The following is a 24,463-nucleotide window of genomic DNA, read 5'->3' as shown; positions in this document are numbered from 1 at the left end:
AACCCGGCATGACCCTGAACTGCATTACCGTTGACGATGAACCGCTCGCATTGGGCCTTGTGAGCTCATTTGTGGAACAAACGCCATTTCTGCATTTGCACGGCCGGTATATCAATGCGCTGGATGCGCTCGAAGTGATTACGAAGGAAAATATCCATTTGGTCTACCTGGATATTCAGATGCCCGAGCTCACGGGCATGGAACTGGCCAAAGTCCTCAGCCAGGCACCGGATACGAAAACGCGTATCGTGTTTACGACGGCCTACAACCAGTTTGCCGTGCAGGGGTACGAGGTGGATGCCCTTGGTTATCTGCTCAAACCATTCGGCTATAACCAGTTTCTGGCGACGGCCATGAAAGCCAAAAAGTATTTTGAAAACCTAAGGGAAGGTTCGAACGAGCCGGAACTGGATTCGAGTGAGAATTATTTATTCGTAAAGTCCGATTACAAGCTGGTAAGGATCGATTTCGACGCCATTCTTTTCATCGAGTCGTTCAAGGATTATGTCAAAATCCACCAGGCTAACGGCAGCCCGGTGGTTTCGCATAGCAGTTTGAAAGCGATCGAGGAAAAGTTACCGTTAGGAAAATTCATCCGCATACACCGCTCATTCATAGTAGCCGTAGGAAAAGTGGACTCCATCAGCAAAAGCGCCGTGCACATCGGCAGCGTGGATATTCCGGTTGGGGATCTTTACAAGGATGCTTTCAAGGAGCTGCTGGCTAAATGGCAGTAATGCATTTCAGAACTTGTGCGTAAAACTTAATGCTAAGCCCGACTTGCCATTTGCATCCGGGAAGCTGCGTACATCCCAGGCGGAGCGTCGCGAGATTGGCCGGTTGTTCACGGCAAGGTTCCAAATGCCCATTCCGATGCTCAACGACCCCAGGCCCATATTAACCATCGATACATTTCGCTGCGTTTTACCGGCATACCATGTGCCGCTGGCATAATCCACCTGATTTTTACGGTTGAGACCTATCGCACCCGCGACAAACTGGCCAGCCCCACCCACGATCCCCAGCACAGGCGTAGCATTGGTGCGACTGCCTCTACCTACCTCAACGGCATTGATCACCGATGATGCACCGTTCAAACCCATCAGCACCGAAGATGTGATTGCATATGCAGGTTTTATTTCTGGTTTGTAACCGGAAATCGGGGTATAAGTAGGCTGGATCATCGCACATTCCTCCTTGCTAAGGCCGCTTTTTGCGATCCAGTTATCGACGTTTTCATCTTTCATTTCAAATATCGTCGCATACTGGAATCTGCTGTTGATGTCTTCCGCTGCTACTCTGCCGGCGGTCTGCTCGATCAGGTAACCCACCGCACAAATGGTACCATCCTGATCGATGAAACAGGGCTTTCTGTCCGGATACTTATAGTTTTTGGGAAACAGGCCCGCCGAGCGGTAATTATGAAGCAAATCGAGAAGATGTGCACGCTTGCTGCGCATTTCGGGCGACAAATTGGATACGTCCCGCTTTCTCAGCTCCATTTCCACATATTCGAGGTGCGCGGCAATGCGGACCTGGTCATCAGTATGCTCATCCGGTACGGTACCATATTTTTTCTCGAAACTAATATCGCCGATAATCGGGTTGATAGTACCGTCCGTGCTCCGGCGCTCCGTCCACACGCACAGGAACAAAAGTATAGCAAAAGCAGTGGTAACAAATGTCTTCATGGCAGCGGTATTTAATAGTGGTCACATTCGCTTGCATGGACAAGAATCCGGGTGGGTTGCGTTGCATTAATGGATGAATTTTGAATGAGTGAATAAATAGTCACGTATTGTCAGATGTGGTCAGGTATTGTTTTGAATATTTAATCAATTCCTAACCACGAATGACTTTCTGACTAATCCCATTCCATCATTCAAAATTCATTCGCTCCTTCGCTTCGCCATGGATGCCTTCAAAATGCCACGCCGGCCGTCACCTGTACCGTCCGCGCCTTCGGCAACTTATATTCCGAGCCCGTACCCGGATCCAGTATACTTTCTCTTTTCTTTAAGTTATCCAGGACGCGAACGGTGATCTGGATGGTTACTTTACCCATGTCGATCTGTACGCCAGCACCTGCTAATGCATTGAATCGGTTTCCTTCGAAATTTGCGTCGGTTCTTTTTATTTCAAAAGGGTAGCATCCGCCGTCGCGGCAATCCAGCCCTGATCCTCCGACGGATGAATGCCTCCATACATTCCAGCTCGCCCCGATTTCTGCAAACGGCCTGATCTTGCCATCCGTAATCGTGTAGCGGACGAGCATCGGGAGGTCGGCATACTGCGTTCTCCACTTAAATTCCATATAATACCCTGTGCCGTATGTCCCCGACTTAGAGGTATTTCTAATCGTGGTAAAGTTAGGCTGCAAACGCAATGACCAGCCTCTGGGAGAGTTTTGGAAGTCGTAGCCGATATCGAGACCTGCCATTGGACTTTTAATCGCCTTATAAGAATCGTTTGGAGAATAAGTTACAAGGTGGAGCCCACCCATAACACCAAAATGCCATCGCGGGGAGCTATCAGCCGATTGCCCATGTGCAAAGTTCTGAAGGAAGAAAATCAAAAAGACGGAGAGGGAAAGTCTTTTCATGGCTATGCAGTCTGGTTGTAACCTATTGACACATAAATGTAAATATTTATTGCATTAGAACAGAGTAGATTATACTTTTTTAATAAAAAATGTAAAAATACACCATCAGCGCAATTCCCACGCCAGAAATAGGGAATCGCATAGCGATGCACCGTTGATAATGATATGCAGGTACCGGGAAATCCCCGTTGGAATATAAAAGCAAAACACCATGGAATTCCAGATTAACCAAATCACCCCTTTGCTTTTGGTACGCAATCTCGAACGCGCCATTACATTTTACGTGGAGCAACTGGGCTTCTCGCTGACATTCCGCTATGAAGATTTCTACGCGGGCATTGAAATGAATGGGAACGTTATTCATTTGAAAACGGATTATCAGTGGACAGATAAACCCGAACACCGCAACAACGACGACGTCGATCTATTGTTTTCGGTCGATAATGTGGAAGCGGTATATGAAGAAATCTCGAAAAAGCACATTGAAATCGTCCAGCCGCTGCGGGAAATGCCTTACGGAAAAGAGTTTTACATCGCCGATCCCGACGGGCATGTGATTGCGTTTGTAGAGGCAATTTAATGAATGCTGACTCCCGCTGTTACTTGTACAAATTTGGTTCTCAAATCGGAAGGAACCCGGGTAAGGCCCAGGTCGCCGGAAACTTTTGGTTTTATGAAACTGTCGACAAGTTGCAGGCTGAGCGGGATAATGAATTTTCCCGCATCTATCTCCACACCCACGCCTGCGAGAATACCCGCTTTGTCTTTATTCGCTACATTTTGAATGCTTTCACTGCCGCCGACTGCATTACACGATACAACGCCGCAGATCGTACCGGCCCTCCGCACGAAAAGCGCCGTTCTGAACCTGAAATTGAACCCGAATTCTACAAACGGCCTGACAGCACCCGTGGATAAAGTATAACGGAAGGAAAGCGGCAGGTGGATCGCCTCCCATTTCCATTTCGATTCAATAAAGTATCTGCCGTCCTCCTTTCCGTAGGTTTCCGTCTTTTTAAAAGTGGTAAAACCTGGCTGAAAATGCAGCGAAGGGCCGGATTTGCGATCTTCAAAGTAGTAACCGAGATCCGCAGCAACCACCAGCCCCGAAGCCGGTTTCATTTTGCCGCTGTCATATATCTTCCCGACCACCGGACTTCCTGCCGACACGCCGAACCTCCACGGCTTTGCCACCTTGCCTGTCTGGCCATGTACTTGTCCGGTGAAAATAACCACGCATAAGAAGGTGTAAAGTGTTTTCATGGGATGGGTTTTGTTTGTAACCAAAAGACCTTTAAATACATACATTGGTTGGACATGATCAATAATACAGAGGACATTTCATTACCTGTACCCCGCTACAACAACAAAGGGCGCTTTCGTGAGAAAGCGCCCAAGACAGATTCCAATGGCGGACTAATGCTGCGTCGCGAGCGGTGCCAGTTTCGCGAGCAATGCTTCCAGTCTCGCAGCGTCAGACTCTCCGAGCGGTGCCAGCGGATTCCGCAATCCGCCTGCTCCCACGCCAAGCATTTCCAGCCCGGCGGCTATTGTCCTTGGCAAACCTTTCGAGGTGATGAATTCCAGCAGCTCCTGCTGACCGTAGAAAATTTCCCGCGCATTATTAAGATCATTCGCTATAATCGCATTGTACAAAGCCAGATTCTGATCCGGGATCAGGTTCGGCGCGGCGGTGCACCAGCCCACTGCCCCCGCCGAGAACGCGGCAAGTGCCAGCGGATTGGAGCCGTTGAAAAAAGCCACTTCCTCGCCTAGCACGCGACGCAGGTAATGCATTCGCTGCACATCGCCGGTGCTTTCCTTGATCATCGTCACATTCGGGATTTCGAGCAGGCGTTTCAGCAATGCAGGCGACATGTCGATACCGCCCGTGGCCGGGTTGTTATAGACCATGATCGGAATGGAAATGGCTTCGGCCACTTTGCGGTAATGCGCGAATATCTCGTCGTCCGTCAGTTTCCAGTAGCTCATCGGGATGATCATCACCGCCGTTGCACCGGCCGTTTCGGCAAAACGGGCATGGTAAATCGTCCGTTCAGTCGTGAGATTGGAAACGCCGGCCACTACCGGTATCCGGCCCGCTACTACCGCTATGGTTGCCTCTACGACGGCCTCTTTCTCCTCGTCGTTCAGGTACGGGAGCACACCAGTGCTTCCCAGCGGTGCAACAGCATGCGACCCGGATGTTACCAGCCTGTCGGTGAGTTTTTTAAACAAATCAATATCCACCTTATCGTCCGCGTCGAACGGTGTAATGGGATAGGCAATGATTCCCCTTAATGTTTCTGACTTACTCATTAGTTTATAATAGTTTGTATTTCAAATGTTTAATATCAATACATTAAACCACTTAAAGGTCGCGTCCTTCTTCCTCGCGGAGCGCTACGCCCAGGTTTTGAAGCTGCGGCGCATTCTCGCAGGCCAGGTAGCGGGCAGGTTCGGTGTCGCTCAGGTTCTGGTGACGGTGCCATGCCCAGCTCGGAATGTAAACCGCGTCACCAGCCTTCCATTCCACGCGTTCGTCTTCGACTTCGGTATAACCCTTTCCTTCCAGCACGTACAAAACCGTTTCATAGGTATGGCGATGGCGGTTGGTAAGCTGGCCGGGCAACAGGCCGCCGACGGTCATGCTGACATTTTTGGTGGGCAGGTCCACGAAGAATACAGGATGCTTTCTTTCAGTCGAAAACTGGTTGTGCTCGCCCGCTTGCTCCACATTGCGGTGAATGAGTTTTTCGGGCTTCACGTATACGGGACGCGCGAAGGTCCGGTGAAAATCTTTGGAGCTGAATTGCTGCGTTTTTGTTTCCATGGTTCAGAGATTTTGGATGTTGTTGCATGATTGCGATACAAAACAACCGTATCTTTGGACCAGCTTACTGGTTCAGAATTCACAAAAACAAGTAGTCCAGATGTTGAGACCCTGGGAACTCGTCATACCGCTCCACCGCGGAGATGAAAAGGCCGTGTATATGCAGATTGCCGATGCAGTAATTGCTGCCATTCAGAGCGGAAAGCTCGTTGCAGGCAGTATTTTACCGGGGAGCCGCCAGCTTGCCGCACAACTGAATGTGAACCGCAACACAGTCGTGGAGGCGCTGGATGTGCTCACTGCGGAAGGCTGGCTGGTGTCGAAAGAGCGGCGCGGGATATTTGTGGCGGATGTGCAGCCGGCGACTTCCTTGGAAAAGTCATTGGTCAGGAAGTCAGGGATGGTCAGGGAGTTGGATGTGAAGCCTTTGGTTGTATTCGATGACGGCCTGCCTGACAGTGCTTTGGCACCGATTGACGAGCTGGCCCGTGCTTACCGGCAAATTTTCGCGCGCAAAGGGCGTTGGCAAATGATGGGCTACCGGCATGAGGCGGGCGATCCCGAGTTCCGGAAGGCCATTGCGCAAATGTTGAATTACAAAAGGAGCATGCGGCTGTCGGCAGACCAGGTATTCATCACCCGCGGCAGTCAGATGGCCATGTTCCTCGCGGCACATGCATTGCTGAAACCCGGCGACCATGTGCTGATTGAAAATCCGGGCTATAAACCGGCCTGGGAGGCTTTCGCGCACGCGGGCGCAAACCTGCTACCCGTGAACGTAGACGCGCACGGGATCGTGATCGATGAAATCAGGGATTATCTGAAACAATATCCTGGCATCAAGGCAGTGTACATCACCCCGCACCACCAGTTTCCTACGACAGTCACGCTCAGCCTGAGGCGCCGGATGGAGCTCGTTGCATTGTCGAACGAACACGGTTTTACGATCATCGAGGACGATTATGACCACGAATTCCATTACAGCCCCCGGCCAGTAATGCCGGTAAGCAGCCTCGAACAAGCGCGTAACTACGTGTACATCGGCACGATGAGCAAGATCGTGGCGCCTGCGTTGCGGATCGGGTATCTTGCGTCGTGCGTGTCGGTCATCGACAAGGTGGCCAACCTCCGGAAAATCATCGACGTGCAGGGCGACTATATGATGGAACAAGCTGTATTTCAATTAATTCAGGAAGGGAAAATCCGCAGGCATTTAAAGAGGACTACATCACTTTACAAATCCAAAAGGGATAGTTTTGAGAAACTGCTTCTGCAATGTCTGGCTGACAAAGTAGATTTCACCAAACCGGAAGGCGGACTGGCGTTCTGGGTCACGCCAAAGAAACCCGTCGACCTGGTGCAACTTGCGGCGATATTGAAGCAAAAAGGCATTGCACTGATTTCGCCAGACACGTTTTGTTACAAAGGCTTCGCAAATGGCTTCCGGCTCGGATATGCATCGCTATCCGAGCCACAAATGCAGGAAGGTATCAAGGCCATCGCCACCAACTGGCCCGCATGACCACACCCGACAAAACCCAGCTACGCCAGATCACATATAACTACACCTGACTACACATGACCACACGTGACAACTCCTGACCAAAACCTAACCATTCCGGACAATCCCTACCCCAACTCCTCCAACACCTTCTCCAACAGCGCTTTCGTTTGCCTGATGCCTTCGTCGTTGGTAGGTTTCGTGGTGTCCCCGCCCATATCGCGCATGAGCCCACCTTCGTATTCAATTCCTACAATACCGTTGTTCCAACCGGAATCCTTGATGATTTTGAAGATTTTGATAAAATCCGTCTCCGGGTCATTGCCATTCGCATCGAACTGGTGGGTTTTAGCACTAATACCTTTCGCATAGGGCATCATTTTACGCACACCGTCATATTTATCGTGCTCTTTCACACATTTGGTGGCCATAAAACCCTTGATATCCAGCGTCTCGGGCTTGCTCCTTTCTGCGCAGAAGTTCCCGAAATCGGGCAACAGGCCTTTGTTCGGCGCTTTTAGCTGTTTCATAATACCCACCAGCCAGTCGGGATCGGTAGAAACACCGAAGTGGTTCTCCACGATCACATTCAAACCCGCTTTCCCGGCATATTCGAGCAGCTTGCCGTAGCCGTCCACAGCGGCCGTGGCGAGCTGCGCAGGCGTACCTTCCTCCTTTTTACCCGACATCATGGCCATGGCGTCGCCCAGGTTCACCCGGATCGACGTGCAACCGAGGAACTTGGCCGCGTCCACCCACGGGTAATGTGCCTCTACCGCCTTCATACGCGCCGCATCGTCCAGAGCCGTCAAGTTCTCACCATCGACCATAATGAGGTGGTTTCTCATACCCAGATCGTCGCAGCGCTTTTTCAGCTCATTGAGGTAAGTCTGGTCCTTGTGTTTGTTATTGAAAAACCCGGAAACGTATTCCAGTATCGTAATGTCGTAATCATTCTTCGCGCGGGCGGGGAAATCCATATTGGTCATCTTGCCGCTGAAAAGCTCGGACGCAAACGAAAATTCAGCCAGCGATATGTCAAAACTGAATTTGGCGGCCGCCGTGGCAGCGGCCGGCGCACCGATTAAAGTATCCATTGAAACCAAGCCAAGCCCGGCGGTAGCAAGCCCGAATTGGCCCAGAAATTGACGACGTGAATTGTTCATGAGTAGATTAGTTAATATGGAAAATCATTTTGAAATAAATGTGACCGAGAACGGGACAAACAAAGCCCCCTTTGCATTGTCGTTCTTAAAAACAAAATACAAATCCCGGGCACCACTTTGAGGAGAAATAGGTACGTGGAATGGCTTGGGCGGGGTTTTGGAAGTAAATGCACTGGCGTCATCAGTGGGTGGTATCCACTCGGTTTTCCCCAGCAATGCACCATCGGGCGAGCCATCGTGTACCTCTACAATGCCACCTTGCGCGTTCAGCTGGTCCTTCGGCGCGGCCACCACCATATCGAGCGCGGTAATGTCGGTCAGATCAACCCCTTTGAAAATGGCGTGGGTATTGGGCTGCGTGACGATCAGCAGGTTATTCTCGCCCATTTTGAAGCGCATGATATTCTTCGACGCGTCATCTGCATTGCCGAAAAGCAGCGTCGGGTTCTTCAAAACGAGGGTTTTCTCCGTAGTCTGGGCAGGCATTCCATTTGCCCCTTTGTCGGTGTAGCTGGCTATGAACTTGTAAATACCCTTGCCGGCATCGCCGCCGTCGGGGATTTGGGCGATCACCTCCCCTACCGGTTGAAGCGTTTGCACAGCCTGTTTTTCATCAGCCAGGCTTAGAATATACTTCACCATCTGCCCGGCTTCCGGCAAGCCGATGGACGGGTGTGCCGACATGGCCGTTTCGCCCCAAACACCCGCACCTCCCTTGATGATCTTATCCGAAAGCGAGGCCACCGCATTGGCGTCGGCGCGGTATTTAGCCGCAACATCCTTAAATGCCGGACCTATGGACTTTTTGTCCGTGAAATGGCAGGCCTTGCAGTCGCTTTTTTCGATCAGGGTTTTCCCGGCCGTAAAAGTGACCGGAGCCTCCTGATGGCCGCCCGGATCGGGCGCCTGCTTATCCTCTGCATCCTGGTAAGCGGCAGTAATCCTCACTTTCGATGCAGCAATGGTGTTTTTCTCCAGACTTCCATCCTCGCGATCCGACACATTCACCTTGTAATGAATAGGTTTATCAGGAAAGAAAAATGTCTTGTTTCCCCCTGTCAGTTCCAGCGAAACCTGGGGCGGTTCATTACCTGCCTGGACGGTCAGGCTCTGCGAATCTTTCAACCCTTTGGAATCCGTTACTGTGAGCAAAACCTTGTAAATACCCTTCTTTTTAAAAGTGTAGGCGGGATTTGGCTCGTTCAAAACAACCGGTGCCCCGCCGCTTGCCGGTGTGATCTTCCATTGGTAATGCAAAGTATCTTTATCAAAATCCTCGGTACCTGTCGATGAAAACCGCACCTGGAATGGCACTGCACCCGCTCTTTTATCGACCGACGCCACCACCGACGGCTTGCGGTTACCGGCATTGTACTCGATCCGCACCAGTTTCGACTCCGGATTACCCATAAACCAGCCCTGTCCGTATTCGAGGATATACAAGTCGCCATTCGGTCCGAACGCCATGTCGATCGGATGTTCCAGTTTCAGGTTGGGCAGGAAGCGCTCCATTTTTACATAATCACCCTTGGGACTGAGCGTTACGGCCATAACCCAGTCGCGCATCCACTCATAGATGAACAATTTCTTATCGTAATAGGCTGGAAATGCACGCTTTGCACTTTTGAACTGATCGGCATAATAAACCGGCCCGGCCATCGCACTGCGCCCGCCCGAACCAAGTAACGGAAAGCGTTTCGTCTCTGCGGCGGTGTACCAGATCAGCGCCTTCTGTGCGGGCGGTAACTCCTTCAATCCGGTATTGTTCGGGGAGTTGTTGACCGGCTTTTCGGGGTTGAATCGCTCACCCGACTGCTTCGTTTCGAAATTGAAATCCCAATAAGCCTTGTTATCGCCCACGAAATACGGCCAGCCGTAGTTTCCTGCCTTGCGCGCCTGCCCGAACTCGTCCTCCGCCGCAGGCCCCAGGCCGGTCGAATCCTTGCCCGCGTCCGGCCCGACATCCCCCCAATAGAGATAGCCGTTCTTCCGATCCACCGAAATGCGGTACGGGTTCCGGTGTCCCATCGTGTAAATCTCCGGCCTGGTTTTGGGATCATAAGCGCCAGAGGCATTCTTCGGAAAGAGGTTACCCTCCGGGATCGTGTAGGTTCCGTCGGCCTCCGGGTGAATGCGGATGATCTTTCCACGCAAATCGGCCGTATTCGACGACGATTTCTGTGCGTCGAACGGGCTCCGGCCCGGCCGCTCGTCGATAGGCGCATACCCGTCCGACGCGCGAGGGCTGGTGTTGTCGCCGGTCGAGAGATAGAGGTTGCCCTGAGCATCCCAGTCGATCGAGCCGCCGGTGTGGCAGCAGTTATCACGCTGCACGGGAATCCTCAGGATCACCTTTTTAGAAGCAAGATCGAGCGCATTACCTTTCAGCTCATACCGCGCGAGAATGTTCTCTGGCGTGCTGCCGGCCGGCGAATAGTAAAAGTAAATCCAATGATTTTTGTTAAAGTTCGGGTCGATGTTCACGCCCAACAGGCCGTCTTCGGCCTCGGAATCATCACTATACTTCGTGCTGACGGGTATAGTGGCGATCACCGTCGTCTTTTTAGACACGGGGTTGTACAACTTCACCGTACCGTGCCGCTCGATAAATAGCACGCGCTCATCGGGAAGTACTGTCAGTTCCAGTGGCTCGTTGAGGTTCTCTGTCAGGACGACCTTCCGGAACCGGTTTTCCTCCGGCACCTGCGCTTGGGCGAGCGTAGCGCATAAGAGCAGGGAGAAAAGTGTAGAGGTTTTGTTCATGAAGCAATTGTTGTTAGTTAGGTTTGTTATGTTAAAAGGGTCAACCTATGTCAGGAGCGGAGTCGAAGGCGTCTATGCAAGACGCCTTCGACTCCGCTCAGGCTGACAATCGGTGACTATTTTCATAAAAAATTGAATTTTATCAATCCAAAATATGGATACAATGATAAAGAAAATTTTCTTTGTGTAAAATTTACGCATTGAAAATTTTTCTCATTGCCAGCTTATTACCGATGGAGCACAATTTGAAGGAGTTTTTTGACAAGGCATTGAAGGAGGTTTCGCTCGACTGCACCGTGTTCGGGTTTCATGAAGGCGAGCTGAAAGTGCTGCTGCTGCGCTGGAAGGGCACCGACGAATGGAGCTTGCCGGGCGGACATATCCTGCTCGACGAGTCGGCCGACGACGCCGCGAACCGCATTCTCACCCAGCGTACAGGCTTGAATGATGTGTACCTGCAACAGTTCCATACATTCGGAAATGTGAACCGATACACTTACCACCCCGAAAAAGAACTGCTTGAAAAATTGGAAGCGACATTCGGAAAGGGCTTTTTTGACGGCATTATCTTCCGGCGGGTCGTTTCGATCGGCTATTATGCCCTCGTAGAATTCGCCCAGGTGCAGCCCACGCCCGACTGGTTCACCGATGAATGCCGCTGGTGGTCGCTCGCCGAGGTCCCTAACCTGCTTTTCGACCACAACGACATGATCGAACGTGCCCTGAAAGCCCTCCGCCAACACGCCCGCAACCACCCGATCGGCTATAACCTACTCCCCGAAAAGTTCACCATGCCGGAACTCCAGCGCCTGTACGAAACCATCCTCGACAGGCAATTCGACCGGCGGAATTTTCAGAAATTGCTTATGAGCTACGACATCCTCGAACGCCTGGATGAAAAGCGGGTAGGCGCCGCCAACAAATCGCCGTATTTGTACCGGTTTGTGAAAGAGAAGTATGACGGGGCAGGCGCTGCCGGGATTTCGTTTTCGATGTAGCTTTTTGGGGAGGAGGGAGGAAAGGGAAAAATCTGCGCCGGAATTCTTTGGTTCTGCTGGCAAATACGGCCGACGCTGATGCCGGAGGCATCCCCTGGTTGTAGAAACACATATTAATACATGAAAAAGGCCCCGGCGGGGGCCTCCTGTCGTTGCTACCTGCGCCAACTCTTTCCTTATTTTAGGAATTCTTTTGGAATTGGGTTATTAGCTAGAAATGCTTTCATTTCTGATGCTTTTTTCGAAAGCGTTTTTTGTGGTTTTTGTTTACGAAGCTTTAACTTTCTTTCCATTGAGAATGCATGTTTTATTAAACACAGTAATTGTTGTTACGTGCGTACGGCGCTTAAAACGTTGTAATCACTTTCTATCAACTACTAATATTGCACCCCTAACGGGATTAGCGCAACGCATAAAGGCCACGCGCCGGCTGATGCTTTTCCATAAAGACACAAGTCCCGCTAGGGACGCAACATTGGTAGAATGCTAAATCACAACCCGACTCAGGAGTGCCGTAGGTACGCAACAACTTGGAAAACACCCTTCCTCCCTACTCCCTACGCGGGCCGCCCTTTACTCCCTACCCCCAATCTCCAACTTCTGAAAGAAAAACACCAGCTCCCGAAACGACAGAAAAATCTCCCCGATACGCGGATTGCACCCCGCCTCCTTTTGAAATGCCATGTGGTCGCTGTAAATGATCCAAAGGTCCTCGATCCATTCGGACGCGGTGCTTTGGCTTAATAGTTCTTTGACGCCCCGGCCATAGGCGAGGCAAATGGAATCGTCTGACTCGACGCTTTTGATTGAAGCATTCATAATATGATTGATGGAAGTGTAATGCCTTGTCTTAGGTGTCCAAACGTTCATAGTGACGTTTAGGGGGCTTTCGCTGACCCTCACCATAACAAGGCAGTTTCTGAATTTCTTTAAATACTATGCTTTTTGGAATTCGCAAATTTGAAACATGCCTTAACTATTCCAAGAAATCAAACCGGGCGATGCACGAACGGCAACCAACGAATTATCAAGCGCCTGAATTTCGCGCATTTCCTTGTTGTTTCGGACCTACGGCACTCCCGAAATGGGTTTATATATTTATCCTCTACCAATATTACGTCCCTAACGGGACTTGGGCTTTACCCATCTTCCTCCCATTCTCCCCATGTCCGTTTCCTCGCTATCTCCCTTTCCTCCTTCCTCCTTCCTCCCCTTCCTTCTACGCGGGCCGCCCCTTCCTCCATTCTCCCGCCCACAAAAAATCAGTAACATTCCCCTACCCGCTCCTTTTGTTACCACCAACTTCCTAAACCAGCCGTCATGACGCAATCCACCAACCGCCGCGACTTCCTTAAAACAGCCGGACTTACGACGTTCGGCCTCACGGTTTTACCCAATTTGATCACGCGTGCCGCGCCGAGCGACCGCGTGCGTATAGCGCATATCGGTCTGGGCGGGATGGGGAATAACCATATGAAATGGTTTGCCAACCTGCCCGACGCAGAAATCGTCGCGCTTTGTGATGTGGATGAGCTGCATTTGGGCGAGACGAAACAACGGTTGGAAACGATGAAACCAGGCATCAAGGTCGATACTTACGGCGATTTTCGCCGCATTCTCGAAAGAAAGGATATCGACGCCATTACCGTGGCTACACCCGACCACTGGCATGCGCAGATCGCGACGCTGGCGTTTCAGGCCGGGAAGGATGTGTATGGCGAAAAACCGCTTTCTTATTGTCTGAAAGAAGGTAAAATGATGCTCAGACAGCTCGAAAAGCACAATCGCGTGTTCCAGATGGGCAATCAGATCCATGCGGGTGACAATTTCCACCGGGTTGTGGAGCTGATCCAGTCGGGGTCGATCGGTAAGGTGCATACGGTGCGGCTCTGGAAAAAACCGAGCACCAAAGAATTAGGCTCGCCGACTGTACAGCCGGTCCCTAAAACTTTGAACTGGGATATGTGGCTCGGCCCGGCGCCATTTACCGAATACATCCCCGAGAAGTGCCACTTCACCTACCGCTATTTCCTCGATTACTCTGGCGGCGAGTTTGCAGATTTCTGGTGCCATATCGCCGATGTGATGTATTCGGCGATCCATCCGACGGGTTTAAGGAAAATCAACGCACGGGGTACCGCATACGCAGGCATCGCCGACGCGCCGAAAACGCTGGATGTAGATTATGAATTCGACGGTTTGAAAGTATATTGGTCGTCCAACCCACCAGATGTCCCCGGCGCCGCCGACCGCGGCATCGGCGCGTTCTTCGAAGGCGATAAAGGGACGCTCATCTGCGATTACAACACGCGGGAGCTAACGATCAACGGCGAGAAAATGACCGACATCGCGTCGGTCCCGATTACTAACCCGCGCTCTCCGGGGCACCAGCAGAACTTCATTGATTGTGTGAAATCTCGCAAGCAGCCCGAGTCCAACCTCGCCTACGCACGCGAGATGACGATCCCGATGCATTTAGGGCTGATTTCCTACCGCCTGAAACGCGAACTGACCTGGAATGCAAAGAAAGAAAAGTTCTCCGGCGACAAGGAGGCGAACCGGTTGCTATCCCGCAAACCGAGAAAAGAATGGGATTTGACCTGATGTAACCATTGTTAGCTTTTTTTGTATATTCACAAGAAACAACCAGCTAACGCCATGAAATACATCCTGTTGACTACACTTATTACCGGCAGCTTGCTGTCCGGTTGCAAAGATTCGTCTGGCCCCGTAAGTGACATGCCGGCTATTCAACGCATTTCATTCGAAGGCTTGCCCGATGAAAACGTAACCTTCGACGCCGCTAACTCGGTGATCACCGTTCGAATGCCGGCGGTACTTGAAGGCGGTTTGAAGCCCGTTTTGAAACTCACGAAAGGCGCGGAGCCTGTTGGCCTGCTTCCGGACGGAACGATCGACATTTCGGCATTTTGCTCTTGTATTAAGCCGACCCAGGATGTTTTCTTCCGAATCGGTAACAAAACAAAAACCGCTGTCTACCGGTTAAACATTGTTGCCACGGGTCCGCTCGCGCCGCAGGACGTTTATGAAGAAACGACCTTCTCATTGAAAACCGGCGTCTTAAAAATGAGTTTACCGGTCCAAAACCTCTACAATAATCACCGTATCGATCAAATTTCTTTCAAGGGCGAGGATGGTAAAAGTGGTGCCCGGGTGTATGCCGATGGCGCCTGCCTCACGGGCTGCCGTAGCGGGGAGCCGAATCGGATCGCTATCACGTTATATTCCCCCATTGACCGGGAACTCAAACCCGGAAAGTACCAAATAGAGATGAAGGGCATAAAATTTCCGCAGAAATTGATTGTCGTGGAATAGCCGACTTTATTTCCCTCGCGTTAGCAGATGCTCACGATTAGTCCGCATCGGCGTTTATTTAATGCGTTAACAGGAATTTAATGCTTGTGGTAGGGGTTGTTGAGATTGGGTTGTCATGCTGAAAACAAATGCGGACAGCCGATCCATACTTCATTCAACAAATGCAGAAATTTATCCTATTACTCGTTATCATCGGAATTCCCTCTTTCGCGTCCGCCCAGGTCAAATGGAAGAAAATCGCTGAAGAGGAGCAAATCCGTATTTATTCTTCCGCCGTCCCTGAATCGAAGATCAAGGCCATTAAGGTCGATTGCGTGGTGGACGCGTCGCTTGCGCAGATGGTGTCGCTGCTGCTGGACGTGGAGGCCGGGACGCAATGGGTCTATAAAACCAAGTCGTGCACACTCGTCAAGCGGATCTCCCCCACCGATTTGTATTACCATTCCGAAATAAGCCTGCCATGGCCGCTGGATAACCGTGATTTTGTGGCACACCTCATGGTGCGGCAGGATCCTGTTACCAAGGCCGTTACGATCGATGGCCCTGTGGTAGCCGGAATGGTCCTCAGAAAGAAAAATGTGGTAAGAGTGAGTGATTCTAAGGGCCGGTGGCTGCTTACCCCACTGGCAGGCAAGGTGCGTATCGAATACATGCTGCATACCGATCCGGGCGGCTATCTGCCGGCCTGGGCGGTGAATGCATTCGCGGCCGAAGGGCCCATGGAGACATTTAAAAACATGAAACAGCAGCTCAAATTGCCGAAATATAGAAACGCCTCCCTTACATTTATAGCCAATTAGCAGGGTTATACAATGTAAAAGAAAAATAGAATGAAAATCAGAAGTTACGAGCTGTTCCAGGTACCTCCCAGATGGTTGTTTTTGAAAATTGAAACCGATGAAGGCGTTATCGGATGGGGCGAGCCAGTGATCGAGGGCAAAGCGGCGACGGTCGCTGCCGCCGTGCACGAATTGATGGAAGCACTTATCGGCAAAGATCCGCTCGATATCGAAGGACACTGGAATACGATGTACCGGGGTGGTTTTTACCGCGGCGGCCCCATCCTGATGAGCGCTATTGCAGGTATTGACCAGGCGTTGTGGGATATCAAAGGCAAGTTCTTCAACGCACCCGTCTACCAGTTGCTTGGAGGCAAATGCCGCGACAAGATCAAGGTATATTCCTGGATAGGCGGCGACAGGCCGGATGAAGTCGCCGGAGCGGCGAAAGAATGCTTCGACCGCGGTTTCAAGGCCATTAAAATGAATGCGACCAATGAAATGCAGTATATCGATTCTTTCGAGAAGATCGATCTGGCTATCAAAAGGGTGGCATCCATCCGCGAGGCACTCGGCTACGGGCTCGAAATCGGCGTAGATTTCCACGGGCGGCTGCACAAGCCCATGGCGAAGGTACTCGCCAAAGAATTAGAGCCCTTCCGGCCGATGTTCATCGAGGAGCCGGTATTGTCCGAGAACAATGAGGCATTGCGCGAAATCGCTGCACATACCTCCATTCCCATCGCAACCGGCGAGCGGATGTTCAGCCGCTGGGATTTTAAAAACCTGCTCATGGATGGATATGTAGACATTATCCAGCCCGACCTCTCCCACGCAGGCGGCATCACCGAATGCAAAAAGATACTTTCGATGGCCGAAGCCTTCGACGTAGCCGCGGCACCGCATTGCCCGCTGGGCCCTATTGCACTAGCTGCGTGTTTGCAGGTGGACGCCACCGCCCACAATGCGTTCATACAGGAGCAAAGCCTGGGCATCCACTATAACCAGGGCAGCGACCTGATGGATTACCTCAGCGACAGAACGGTATTTGATTACAACGACGGCTTCGTCAATATCCCATCCGGCCCCGGCCTGGGCATCGAAATAGACGAAGAGCAGGTCCGGAAAATGGCTGCGATCGGCCATAACTGGAAAAACCCGCTCTGGTCGCACGACGACGGGAGCGCCGCGGAGTGGTAGAAATGGCGCGAAGGTCCACCTTCGTGACAATATATTTGCAGGCCTCTGGCCGGTCCGTACCGCGACTTGCGATACGGACCGGCCAGAGGCCTCCGAATAATGCGTGCAAATCAGGAGATTTGCACAAGCGCTGCCCTAATAGCCCGCTCGACCAGCGAACTGCCATCCACTGACAAATCTTCCCGCAGCAGCAACGGCGGTTGGGCCATGAATTTCGGCTCTGTACCGTGGTGCGCCTGCGCGGCGTGGACGATGAACGGATGGCACAGATAAACAGTACCTGCCTTACCGGTCGCCCATACGACCTCTCGTTCCGGCATCGCATCGAGCTTGCCCGCGAGTTCCATAAATGAAAGTCCGGCCTCGCCCTCGTGCGCGAGCATGCGCGCAACATCGGCATGCGAGCCCGCACGTATACGCGTAGGCGCATCGTGCTCGCTAACGTCCGAGTATAGGAAAAGCATCAGCAGTCCGCGCCCTTTTGAATGAATATTTACACGCCAATCCAGAAAGTTGGCCGGATCGTTGCCAGGGAAGCTGGCATCCACATGCCAACCCGTGTCGCCGGGATCTTCGTCGGAGGGGAATCTTACGGGAAATGTGCCCATGCTGCCGCAAGGCAGCCACTTGCCTTTGCCTACCAATTGATCGAAGGCCGCGTGCAAAACCGGCGTATTCGCCGACGTGACGAATGGCTCCTGCGGGTACATCCCGAGCCAGATCACCGGCCTCGTCCAGCTCGACGGATCGTTCCGGTCCACACCGAGGTCATTCCACAAAATATCCCTTGCCTGCGCGGCTATTTCGACGGAAAATGCATGATCTAGGCGAATAAAGCCCTGGTTTATGAATTGATTTATTTGCTGAGTATTCAGTACTCCTTCCATGGAATTTCAATAATTAAGGATTGAAAAATCGGGATAATAAAATCCTGCTCCCCGAAAACGGGGACGGTGCAACGGCTGCACGGGAAGGAGTGTCAGAGTGTTGGTGCGAACCTCATGGTTACAAATTTAGGCATTTGAAATCAGTTTTGCCTGATAATGTGCCGAATTCAAATCAAAATGCGCCATATTCAGTTTTGGCCGGGTTACTGTCGGGTGTGGCTGCGTATTTGCGGCAAACCAGACCATTTCGCAAACATGAAAAACCTAACCTCGCTTCTGCTCTTCCTCATTTCCGTGACCATTGCGCACGGGCAATATGTTGCGAACAACATGCTCGCCATCAAGGAAATCCATGATGGTATTGTATGCGACTCCTGTATTGTCACCATGGCGGGCAACATTACCGCCAATGCGCATGAAATTTCATTCCTTACCCCGAACTATGACAACCAGTTTCTCTACACCGACGCTTCATTAACGAGGGAGCTATCGACCGTTGACCCGTCGAAATTCTTCGTTTCTATGGGCCGTTTCTCGCTCGACTTCTATCCGTTTGGCAAAGTACTGACGCAGAAAGGAGAGCAAATTCCTTATATCGATTTCAAAGACCTGCAATTCAGAACGGCCGTTAACGGGGAACTGAGAACCGATTGGACGGATGTGATGTCGCTCAAAAACGACCCCGATTTTTACATCGGCCACGTAACTGCCGATTTCCGCCATGAAATCAGCGAGGTTGAAACGACGCCGGCCGAGCATTATCACGCCGGAAGGTTCGAGCTGCGGCTTGGCGATTCGCTCAGCGTTGCTTTCCGGAACAAGAACACGTTGGCAAGCGTGCACCATTTCTCCATTACCCGCGTGCGAAGTGTACCTGATTATTTTAATTTCGTAGAGTTTCCCTCCGAAAAGAACTTCCAGGATATTCTGAACACGGAAATCAACAAAGTACGGACTGAACAAGGCCCCCAGGCCAACCATTTCGAAATGGACGGCGGGCATTCGGCATTTCTACGGTTTTCAAATCATGACCAATACTACTTTTTTGGTAAAAGACCCCGCAACAGCGCGATCGAGTATGCAATCGGAAAGCCGGAAAACTGGCAAAGACTGGGCGGCCAGGACGATATCAAGTTTAGCCAGGGATACTCCTACATTTACCTCGACAAACCCGAGCCAGGCAAAACCCTGAACGTGTTCCTCCGATACAGGCACCAGCCGGAAAGCATTAACCAGGTGACGATCGACGTAAAGCCATTACCGGGGCGCCCGGGCTGGATCAACGTAGCGTTACTGATATTGAGCGTAATCGTCCTCGCACTACTAGCCATTTTCATCCAAAAACAACGCCACAAAAGGCAACTCGCACGCCTCGACCGCAAGAAAAACGAAATCGAGAACCAACTCCAATTGCTCAGCGGCCAGCTGAACCCGCATTTCCTTTTTAACTCGCTGAACGCCGTGCAATCGCTGATCCGGCAGAATAACCCGGAGGCCGCCAATCAATATATTACCGAGGTAGCAACCTTCATGCGTACGATCATGGACAGCGGCCGGAAAGAGCTCGTTTCGCTCGCCGAGGAGATCAGTATCGAGGAAAAATATATCGCATTGGAACAAAAACGAAAAACATTTACGTACACCTTCCGGAACGAGTGCGGGAATGAGTTCTCCTCGATCGATTTCCCGCCACTTTTATTGCAGCCCATTATCGAAAACAGCATCCGGCATGGACTGGCTGAAAGTGTACGCAACCCCACACTGACGATTACCGTCCGCTGTGATGCCGCCGACCTTTTGGTCACCATTGCCGACAACGGCATCGGATACGACCCGTCGGTAAAATTGCAGGGGCATGGCCTTTCCTTAACCGGCAAACGAATCGCGCTGATTAACGAAAAGTTACCGGCCATGCGCATTGTCCTTCAAACCCAATCGAGCCCGGGTGCCGGGACCACCACGGAAATCAGACTTCTAAAATGGCTCTCATGAACCCCATCCGCTGCTTTATCCTCGACGACGAAATCCAGGCCGTGCATAACCTGCGCCTCGCGCTGGAAATGCATTGTCCGCAGGTGGAGCTCGCGGGCTACGCGCACAACGTAAGTGACGCGTACGATTTTCTTGCCAGAGACCAAACGGATATTCTTTTCCTGGATATCCGTTTGCAAAATGAGACGGGTTTCGACCTGCTAAAACGGCTTAACCATTTCCAGGGCAGCATTATTTTCACAACAGCCTACGACTTGTACGGCATCCAGGCCATTAAATTTTCGGCCACCGATTACCTGCTCAAACCGCTTGATCACCTGGAACTCGCGGATGCCGTCAGAAAAGCGACCGACAAAAAGAAAGAACGTGACCAAAGCGCACAGATTTCGATGCTGATCCAGTCATTTGAAAACCTGCCTTCCCAACGACAAAAAAAGATCGCATTAGCCGAGGCCAATGAAATTCATTACGTATTGATTGATGACATTATCTTTTGTAAATCGGACAATAGTTACACTACTTTTTATTTAACCGGAAACAAAAATATAACCGTCAGCAAGTCTATTTCTGAATATGAAAATATTCTTGAACCTTATGGATTTGTACGGACCCACCAATCCTATTTGATTAATAAAAACAGGATTGTATCTTTCAGAAAGGAAGAAGGCGGATATTTGCTAATGGAGGGCAATTACCAGGCCATTATCAGTAAGCAGCGAAAACATCTTTTAAAGGAATTGTTTACCTGAATATTAAATCCATCGACGATCAGCTATGAAAAAATACTTCTACTTTCTGCATTTCCTGCTATTAAGTGCTGGCTGCTGTATCGCACAAAGGCAGATTACCAATTTCAACAATACCGAAGACAAGCAAGCATTTAATCCGGTTTATCAATTACAGATCGGCAACAAGTTGATTTTTTCGTCTTTTGCCCCTGCTACTGGTAATGAACTTTGGGTTTCGGAAGGAGCAAAGTCCAATACGAAGCTGTTGAAAGATATTACACCCGGGTATCAAAGCACTTATCCTTACGATTTTAGCAAATATGGGGATTTTGTTTATTTCGTTGTGAATGGGTATGAGATCTGGAAAACCGATGGCTCTCCCGCCGGTACACAAAAGCTGCTGCATTCCGACAGCACCCTGAATTTGAATATTGTGTCGGGAAAACTGCTCGTTACGTTCCGAAACGCACACACCCAACGGTATGTTTTTGCCTGGCTCGATACGAATGGGAAAACCGATTTTCTGCGTGATGAGGCCACAGCTTTCAAGTACGCGGCCGGGAATCTCTATTATGGCTCATACGATTTGACATCCGAAAAATGGACATTAAAAGTACAAGACAGCGGATTACACACCCTGGCCAGTGAGCCCGGCCCGCCCTTGAACGACATCATTATAGAGGCGCAAAGCGGCTACGAATACATAGCAGTCGATGCGGGCTATATTGAAAAGAAACTGGTAGTAGCTGCATCGAACCGGGCTGAAACTGCCAAAATATACCCATGGAACCGGGGCGCTGCGCCAACGATGCTGAGAGATAAAGCCGGAGCACTTTTTTTGATTGACGACGCCATTTATTCCGGTAAAGACATTACACTGAAAATATTCAAAGTCATCGAGGGGCAGAATTGGGAAACAATAGCTGATATAAAAACCAGCATGTTATATGCTGACACACCGACGGGGTTCAGTGAAGGCCCATTTCATACCAATTTTATTTTAGAAGGGGATCAGCTTACCTTCACTACGCTTTTTGGGTACGAAAGCGTCCACTCGGCATACCTGGGGGTATTCGATTTTAAAAAGAATATCAAACGCATGTCGCCACGTCTTCCTGGTGAGGTTACGGCACGCCATGTAAAACTTGCTTCGCAGTCACGCGATGTATTTGAAATCCGTTCCGGCAATAATAAATGCATTTACAATATTGCTGAAAACAAAACCATTTCCATTGAGCAGCTCCCCTATCAGGTTCAGAAAGTAAAAGTAGGAAATACGGAATATGAACTCTCGGACAATGTGTATGTTTCCGGTAGTTCGCTACGCTTACCGCTGATGAAGCGCCGGCCTGTTTACAGGGAAAATGGGCTTGCTTTCAGAACTGTCCTCAACAATAAACTGCTATTCTGGACCAATGATGACCAAGGCAAGGGAAAACTGTGGTTAAGCGACGGCAAAACGACCTCCGAATTGTTGTCGTACGACGGTACTGTAATCCCCTGGACCATGGTCAGGGACTCGATCAGGATTGGAAACCAGATCGTGTTTGCTGCGGTGAGCCAGCGGGGAATCAGGATATTTAAAACAAACGGTACCCCCGCCGGCACCGGCGAGTTGTACCACTATCCGACCGACAGCTGGTCTTCCGTAACCAAGGTCATTACCAACAACCGGCTGGCCGTTTTTGAGCTCAATGTGGCGGGTAAGGAGGTAAGTCTGATCACCGACCTGGAAAAGGTTTGGGAAATCGATGATTCGCAATACGCGCAACGGGAGTTCCACGCCACTTCCAATGATCTTTTTATGATCCATTCGTCGGTCAAAAACGGGATTGGTTATAGCACGGTTTACAAATTCGACAACGGCGATCTGAAACTGATCGAACTCAACAAGGGTGGTGCCGACGCAATGAACCATCAGATATGTGACACCCGGATTTACTACATGCTCCGCAATAGCGCCGGTTACCTGAGTGACATTTGCTACACCGAAATGGGCTCTGACAAGATCAACCGCCTTTTCACCGGGCCGGCGAACTACCTGGTCCGCCGAGGCGACTGCCTCATTGCCGGAACGATGAGCGGGCCGGATGTAAAAATTTACAAGGCCAGTACGGGAGAGCTTCTCGGCGAATTCACGGATATATACCCTGTCGATGCCTCGACCTCCAATGCGATCGGACTTTGGAGTAAAAGGCAGGCAGTGATCGTCCACAACGACCGCGTTGTCAGTCAGAAATTCACGGAGGACATCGAATTCTCTACCGTGGTTCCACAAGGAATTTTAATCAAAGTCAAAAGTAATGCGGGGAGCTCATGGTACATTTATGAACTGAAACGCGGGAAGATCACCGAGCTTTTCAAGGATCAGACAATCGATTTTACCGGCATTGCAGCGGGCGATCAGCTGGTATTCGACGATAATGGGAATAACCGGCATCAGATTATCTGGGATTTAGCTAAACAAAAGCGTTTGGATTTCCCAGCCGGCCTTCAAGTGACCAAAACGATACCTGGGGACCTTATTGTGGCCTACAACCCATTCAATAACACGACTCCCGCAGTATATACGCTGGAAGGCACTGCGCCGCTCAAAATGTATGAACTGCCCGACTGGTATGATTTCCCCTCGTTAGGCTATGTAAATTACACGCCGTTCAGCACCAAAGCCAGGGGTTTCGAGCTTGCCAGGATCGATCGCGACTCGCTATACCATTTTCCCGAAATCATTAAGGGATCCGAGGGCGCCACATTTCACGAAGTCTTCCATTTCAAAGGGAGTGTGTACGCAACGGCTTTCACCTACTCGAAAGGTTTGCAGGTATGGAAAATGGACGAAATGAACCTCACTCCGGACGATAACAACGAATTGGTGGCGAGCCGCCCCGAAATTCCCGACCGCGTGGGTAACTTGCCCGACAATATGCATTTGAATGTGTATCCGAACCCGGTTATCAGCGAACTCAATATCGATCTGAAAGAAGGCGGGCTGATCCGCATCCTGGATCCGAGGGGCTTTGAGCAGCTTAAAGTCACCGTCGGAAAGAGCAAGCGGCTGGACGTAAAAAGCCTGCCTCCGGGTCAATACACGATTATCTATTCGGGTACCAACGGACATATCGTAAAGAAAATCGTGAAGCTCTAATGCTGCCCCCTTTTCCAGATGAAGCCGTCGATCACATAATGCGTGATTTGCGGCACAGCGAGCAGCGGTACGATCAATACGAGCGTGGGAGGGTGGATGAGCGGAGACACGGCGAAGCGGATATGATCATACCCGTAGCCCAAGCGCGCACGAATGAAACGCGAAAAAACATCGATGTAACGCCGGTCTTGAAAAAACTCAGAAACCAGAAGGTCCCGGTATACGCCATTTATGGAAAACAGGACGGACTCTATTCAAAGGAACAAATTGCCGGTTTGTCACGCATTACAGGTAAGTCAAGGTTAGTTTACCTCGATAATTGCTCTCACACCTGCTTTGTGGACCAGCAAGCTCAATTTATCGAAGCATTGAAGTCCTGGCTCAAATAGATCGCCAGTTTCGAATCCCGGATCCGGGTGCATTGCCAAACCTGCCATTTCAGTCCACATGGCTAATATTCAGCTGGCTAATTTGGCATTACCAACTCTGAATGTTCCTTGGCATCAAACTTTTCATATCGGTGCTCATACACA

The 24,463-nt window shown here is 50.7% G+C and carries 21 protein-coding genes; 12 read left to right on the top strand and 9 right to left on the bottom strand.

What is annotated here, in order from left to right; all coding sequences use genetic code 11:
* The first annotated feature begins 8 nt into the window (after nucleotides 1-8).
* On the top strand, nucleotides 9-737 hold the full coding sequence (locus tag AC2YIT_RS19545) for a LytR/AlgR family response regulator transcription factor (RefSeq protein WP_430849681.1): 729 nt from the start codon (nucleotides 9-11) through the stop codon (nucleotides 735-737).
* A 6-nt stretch (nucleotides 738-743) separates the two neighbouring features.
* Here AC2YIT_RS19545 and AC2YIT_RS19540 read toward each other — a convergent pair whose 3' ends face one another.
* Both AC2YIT_RS19540 and AC2YIT_RS19535 read right to left on the bottom strand, forming a co-directional pair.
* Nucleotides 744-1,691 (bottom strand): hypothetical protein, encoded by a 948-nt coding sequence (locus AC2YIT_RS19540; protein ID WP_487280262.1) that lies wholly within the window; start codon nucleotides 1,689-1,691, stop codon nucleotides 744-746.
* A 230-nt stretch (nucleotides 1,692-1,921) separates the two neighbouring features.
* A complete protein-coding gene (locus AC2YIT_RS19535; protein ID WP_487280261.1) occupies nucleotides 1,922-2,602 on the bottom strand; it encodes an outer membrane beta-barrel protein in 681 nt (226 codons plus the stop codon).
* 211 nt (nucleotides 2,603-2,813) lie between these two features.
* On the opposite strand from AC2YIT_RS19535, the gene AC2YIT_RS19530 reads away from it, so the two are divergent.
* Nucleotides 2,814-3,182 carry a VOC family protein gene (locus tag AC2YIT_RS19530; RefSeq protein ID WP_487280260.1) on the top strand — a complete coding sequence of 123 codons (369 nt, stop codon included), beginning with the start codon at nucleotides 2,814-2,816 and terminating at the stop codon, nucleotides 3,180-3,182.
* Here the strand turns inward: AC2YIT_RS19530 and AC2YIT_RS19525 are convergent.
* From AC2YIT_RS19525 to AC2YIT_RS19515, 3 genes are all read right to left on the bottom strand, one after another.
* Complete coding sequence (locus tag AC2YIT_RS19525) at nucleotides 3,179-3,865, bottom strand: hypothetical protein (protein WP_487280259.1); 687 nt, start codon at nucleotides 3,863-3,865, stop codon at nucleotides 3,179-3,181. The genes AC2YIT_RS19530 and AC2YIT_RS19525 overlap by 4 nt on opposite strands.
* Before the next feature lie 153 nt (nucleotides 3,866-4,018).
* Nucleotides 4,019-4,921: a dihydrodipicolinate synthase family protein gene (locus tag AC2YIT_RS19520; protein WP_487280258.1), complete on the bottom strand. Its 903-nt coding sequence runs from the start codon at nucleotides 4,919-4,921 to the stop codon at nucleotides 4,019-4,021.
* 52 nt (nucleotides 4,922-4,973) lie between these two features.
* Nucleotides 4,974-5,435 (bottom strand): cupin domain-containing protein, encoded by a 462-nt coding sequence (locus AC2YIT_RS19515; RefSeq protein ID WP_487280257.1) that lies wholly within the window; start codon nucleotides 5,433-5,435, stop codon nucleotides 4,974-4,976.
* Nucleotides 5,436-5,535: 100 nt separating this feature from the next.
* Here AC2YIT_RS19515 and pdxR point away from each other — a divergent pair, with 100 nt between their 5' ends.
* Nucleotides 5,536-6,957: a MocR-like pyridoxine biosynthesis transcription factor PdxR gene (gene pdxR, locus AC2YIT_RS19510; protein WP_487280256.1), complete on the top strand. Its 1,422-nt coding sequence runs from the start codon at nucleotides 5,536-5,538 to the stop codon at nucleotides 6,955-6,957.
* Nucleotides 6,958-7,064: 107 nt separating this feature from the next.
* Here pdxR and AC2YIT_RS19505 read toward each other — a convergent pair whose 3' ends face one another.
* Both AC2YIT_RS19505 and AC2YIT_RS19500 read right to left on the bottom strand, forming a co-directional pair.
* Complete coding sequence (locus AC2YIT_RS19505; RefSeq protein ID WP_487280255.1) at nucleotides 7,065-8,102, bottom strand: sugar phosphate isomerase/epimerase family protein; 1,038 nt, start codon at nucleotides 8,100-8,102, stop codon at nucleotides 7,065-7,067.
* A gap of 24 nt (nucleotides 8,103-8,126) precedes the next feature.
* Nucleotides 8,127-10,865, bottom strand: coding sequence for a PQQ-dependent sugar dehydrogenase (locus AC2YIT_RS19500; RefSeq protein ID WP_487280254.1), 2,739 nt, complete (start codon nucleotides 10,863-10,865; stop codon nucleotides 8,127-8,129).
* Between the two features lie 233 nt (nucleotides 10,866-11,098).
* Between AC2YIT_RS19500 and AC2YIT_RS19495 the strand changes: the two genes are divergently transcribed.
* Nucleotides 11,099-11,863, top strand: coding sequence for an NUDIX hydrolase (locus tag AC2YIT_RS19495; RefSeq protein ID WP_487280538.1), 765 nt, complete (start codon nucleotides 11,099-11,101; stop codon nucleotides 11,861-11,863).
* A gap of 573 nt (nucleotides 11,864-12,436) precedes the next feature.
* Here the strand turns inward: AC2YIT_RS19495 and AC2YIT_RS19490 are convergent.
* The gene (locus AC2YIT_RS19490) at nucleotides 12,437-12,682 is read right to left on the bottom strand and encodes a hypothetical protein (protein ID WP_487280253.1); all 246 of its coding nucleotides are present in this window, start codon (nucleotides 12,680-12,682) and stop codon (nucleotides 12,437-12,439) included.
* Nucleotides 12,683-13,183: 501 nt separating this feature from the next.
* On the opposite strand from AC2YIT_RS19490, the gene AC2YIT_RS19485 reads away from it, so the two are divergent.
* From AC2YIT_RS19485 to dgoD, 4 genes are all read left to right on the top strand, one after another.
* Nucleotides 13,184-14,467 carry a Gfo/Idh/MocA family protein gene (locus tag AC2YIT_RS19485; RefSeq protein ID WP_487280252.1) on the top strand — a complete coding sequence of 428 codons (1,284 nt, stop codon included), beginning with the start codon at nucleotides 13,184-13,186 and terminating at the stop codon, nucleotides 14,465-14,467.
* A 54-nt stretch (nucleotides 14,468-14,521) separates the two neighbouring features.
* Nucleotides 14,522-15,199 (top strand): hypothetical protein, encoded by a 678-nt coding sequence (locus tag AC2YIT_RS19480; protein WP_487280251.1) that lies wholly within the window; start codon nucleotides 14,522-14,524, stop codon nucleotides 15,197-15,199.
* A 161-nt stretch (nucleotides 15,200-15,360) separates the two neighbouring features.
* Complete coding sequence (locus tag AC2YIT_RS19475; RefSeq protein WP_430849710.1) at nucleotides 15,361-15,999, top strand: START domain-containing protein; 639 nt, start codon at nucleotides 15,361-15,363, stop codon at nucleotides 15,997-15,999.
* Nucleotides 16,000-16,029: 30 nt separating this feature from the next.
* Nucleotides 16,030-17,178 carry a galactonate dehydratase gene (gene dgoD, locus AC2YIT_RS19470; RefSeq protein WP_430849712.1) on the top strand — a complete coding sequence of 383 codons (1,149 nt, stop codon included), beginning with the start codon at nucleotides 16,030-16,032 and terminating at the stop codon, nucleotides 17,176-17,178.
* A 110-nt stretch (nucleotides 17,179-17,288) separates the two neighbouring features.
* Here dgoD and AC2YIT_RS19465 read toward each other — a convergent pair whose 3' ends face one another.
* On the bottom strand, nucleotides 17,289-18,065 hold the full coding sequence (locus AC2YIT_RS19465; RefSeq protein ID WP_430849714.1) for a phytanoyl-CoA dioxygenase family protein: 777 nt from the start codon (nucleotides 18,063-18,065) through the stop codon (nucleotides 17,289-17,291).
* A 255-nt stretch (nucleotides 18,066-18,320) separates the two neighbouring features.
* Between AC2YIT_RS19465 and AC2YIT_RS19460 the strand changes: the two genes are divergently transcribed.
* Genes AC2YIT_RS19460 through AC2YIT_RS19445 form a run of 4 tightly spaced genes read left to right on the top strand, consistent with a single transcriptional unit; the run spans nucleotide 18,321 to nucleotide 24,319 of the window.
* Nucleotides 18,321-20,057, top strand: a complete 1,737-nt coding sequence (locus AC2YIT_RS19460; protein ID WP_487280250.1) for a sensor histidine kinase — start codon at nucleotides 18,321-18,323, stop codon at nucleotides 20,055-20,057.
* Nucleotides 20,054-20,806 (top strand): LytR/AlgR family response regulator transcription factor, encoded by a 753-nt coding sequence (locus AC2YIT_RS19455; RefSeq protein WP_430849718.1) that lies wholly within the window; start codon nucleotides 20,054-20,056, stop codon nucleotides 20,804-20,806. Before AC2YIT_RS19460 ends, AC2YIT_RS19455 begins: the two co-directional genes overlap by 4 nt.
* Nucleotides 20,807-20,831: 25 nt before the next feature.
* Nucleotides 20,832-23,930: a T9SS type A sorting domain-containing protein gene (locus AC2YIT_RS19450; RefSeq protein ID WP_487280249.1), complete on the top strand. Its 3,099-nt coding sequence runs from the start codon at nucleotides 20,832-20,834 to the stop codon at nucleotides 23,928-23,930.
* Entirely contained in the window at nucleotides 23,930-24,319 is a 390-nt protein-coding gene (locus AC2YIT_RS19445) for an alpha/beta fold hydrolase (RefSeq protein WP_487280248.1), read from the top strand. The genes AC2YIT_RS19450 and AC2YIT_RS19445 overlap by 1 nt, the downstream gene beginning before the upstream one ends.
* Nucleotides 24,320-24,463 lie beyond the last annotated feature (144 nt).

It is taken from the genome of Dyadobacter sp. SRI_021, from assembly GCF_057586235.1.
The sequence above is the reverse complement of the archived record's forward strand: the minus strand, read 5'-3'. Positions and strand labels throughout refer to the sequence as shown.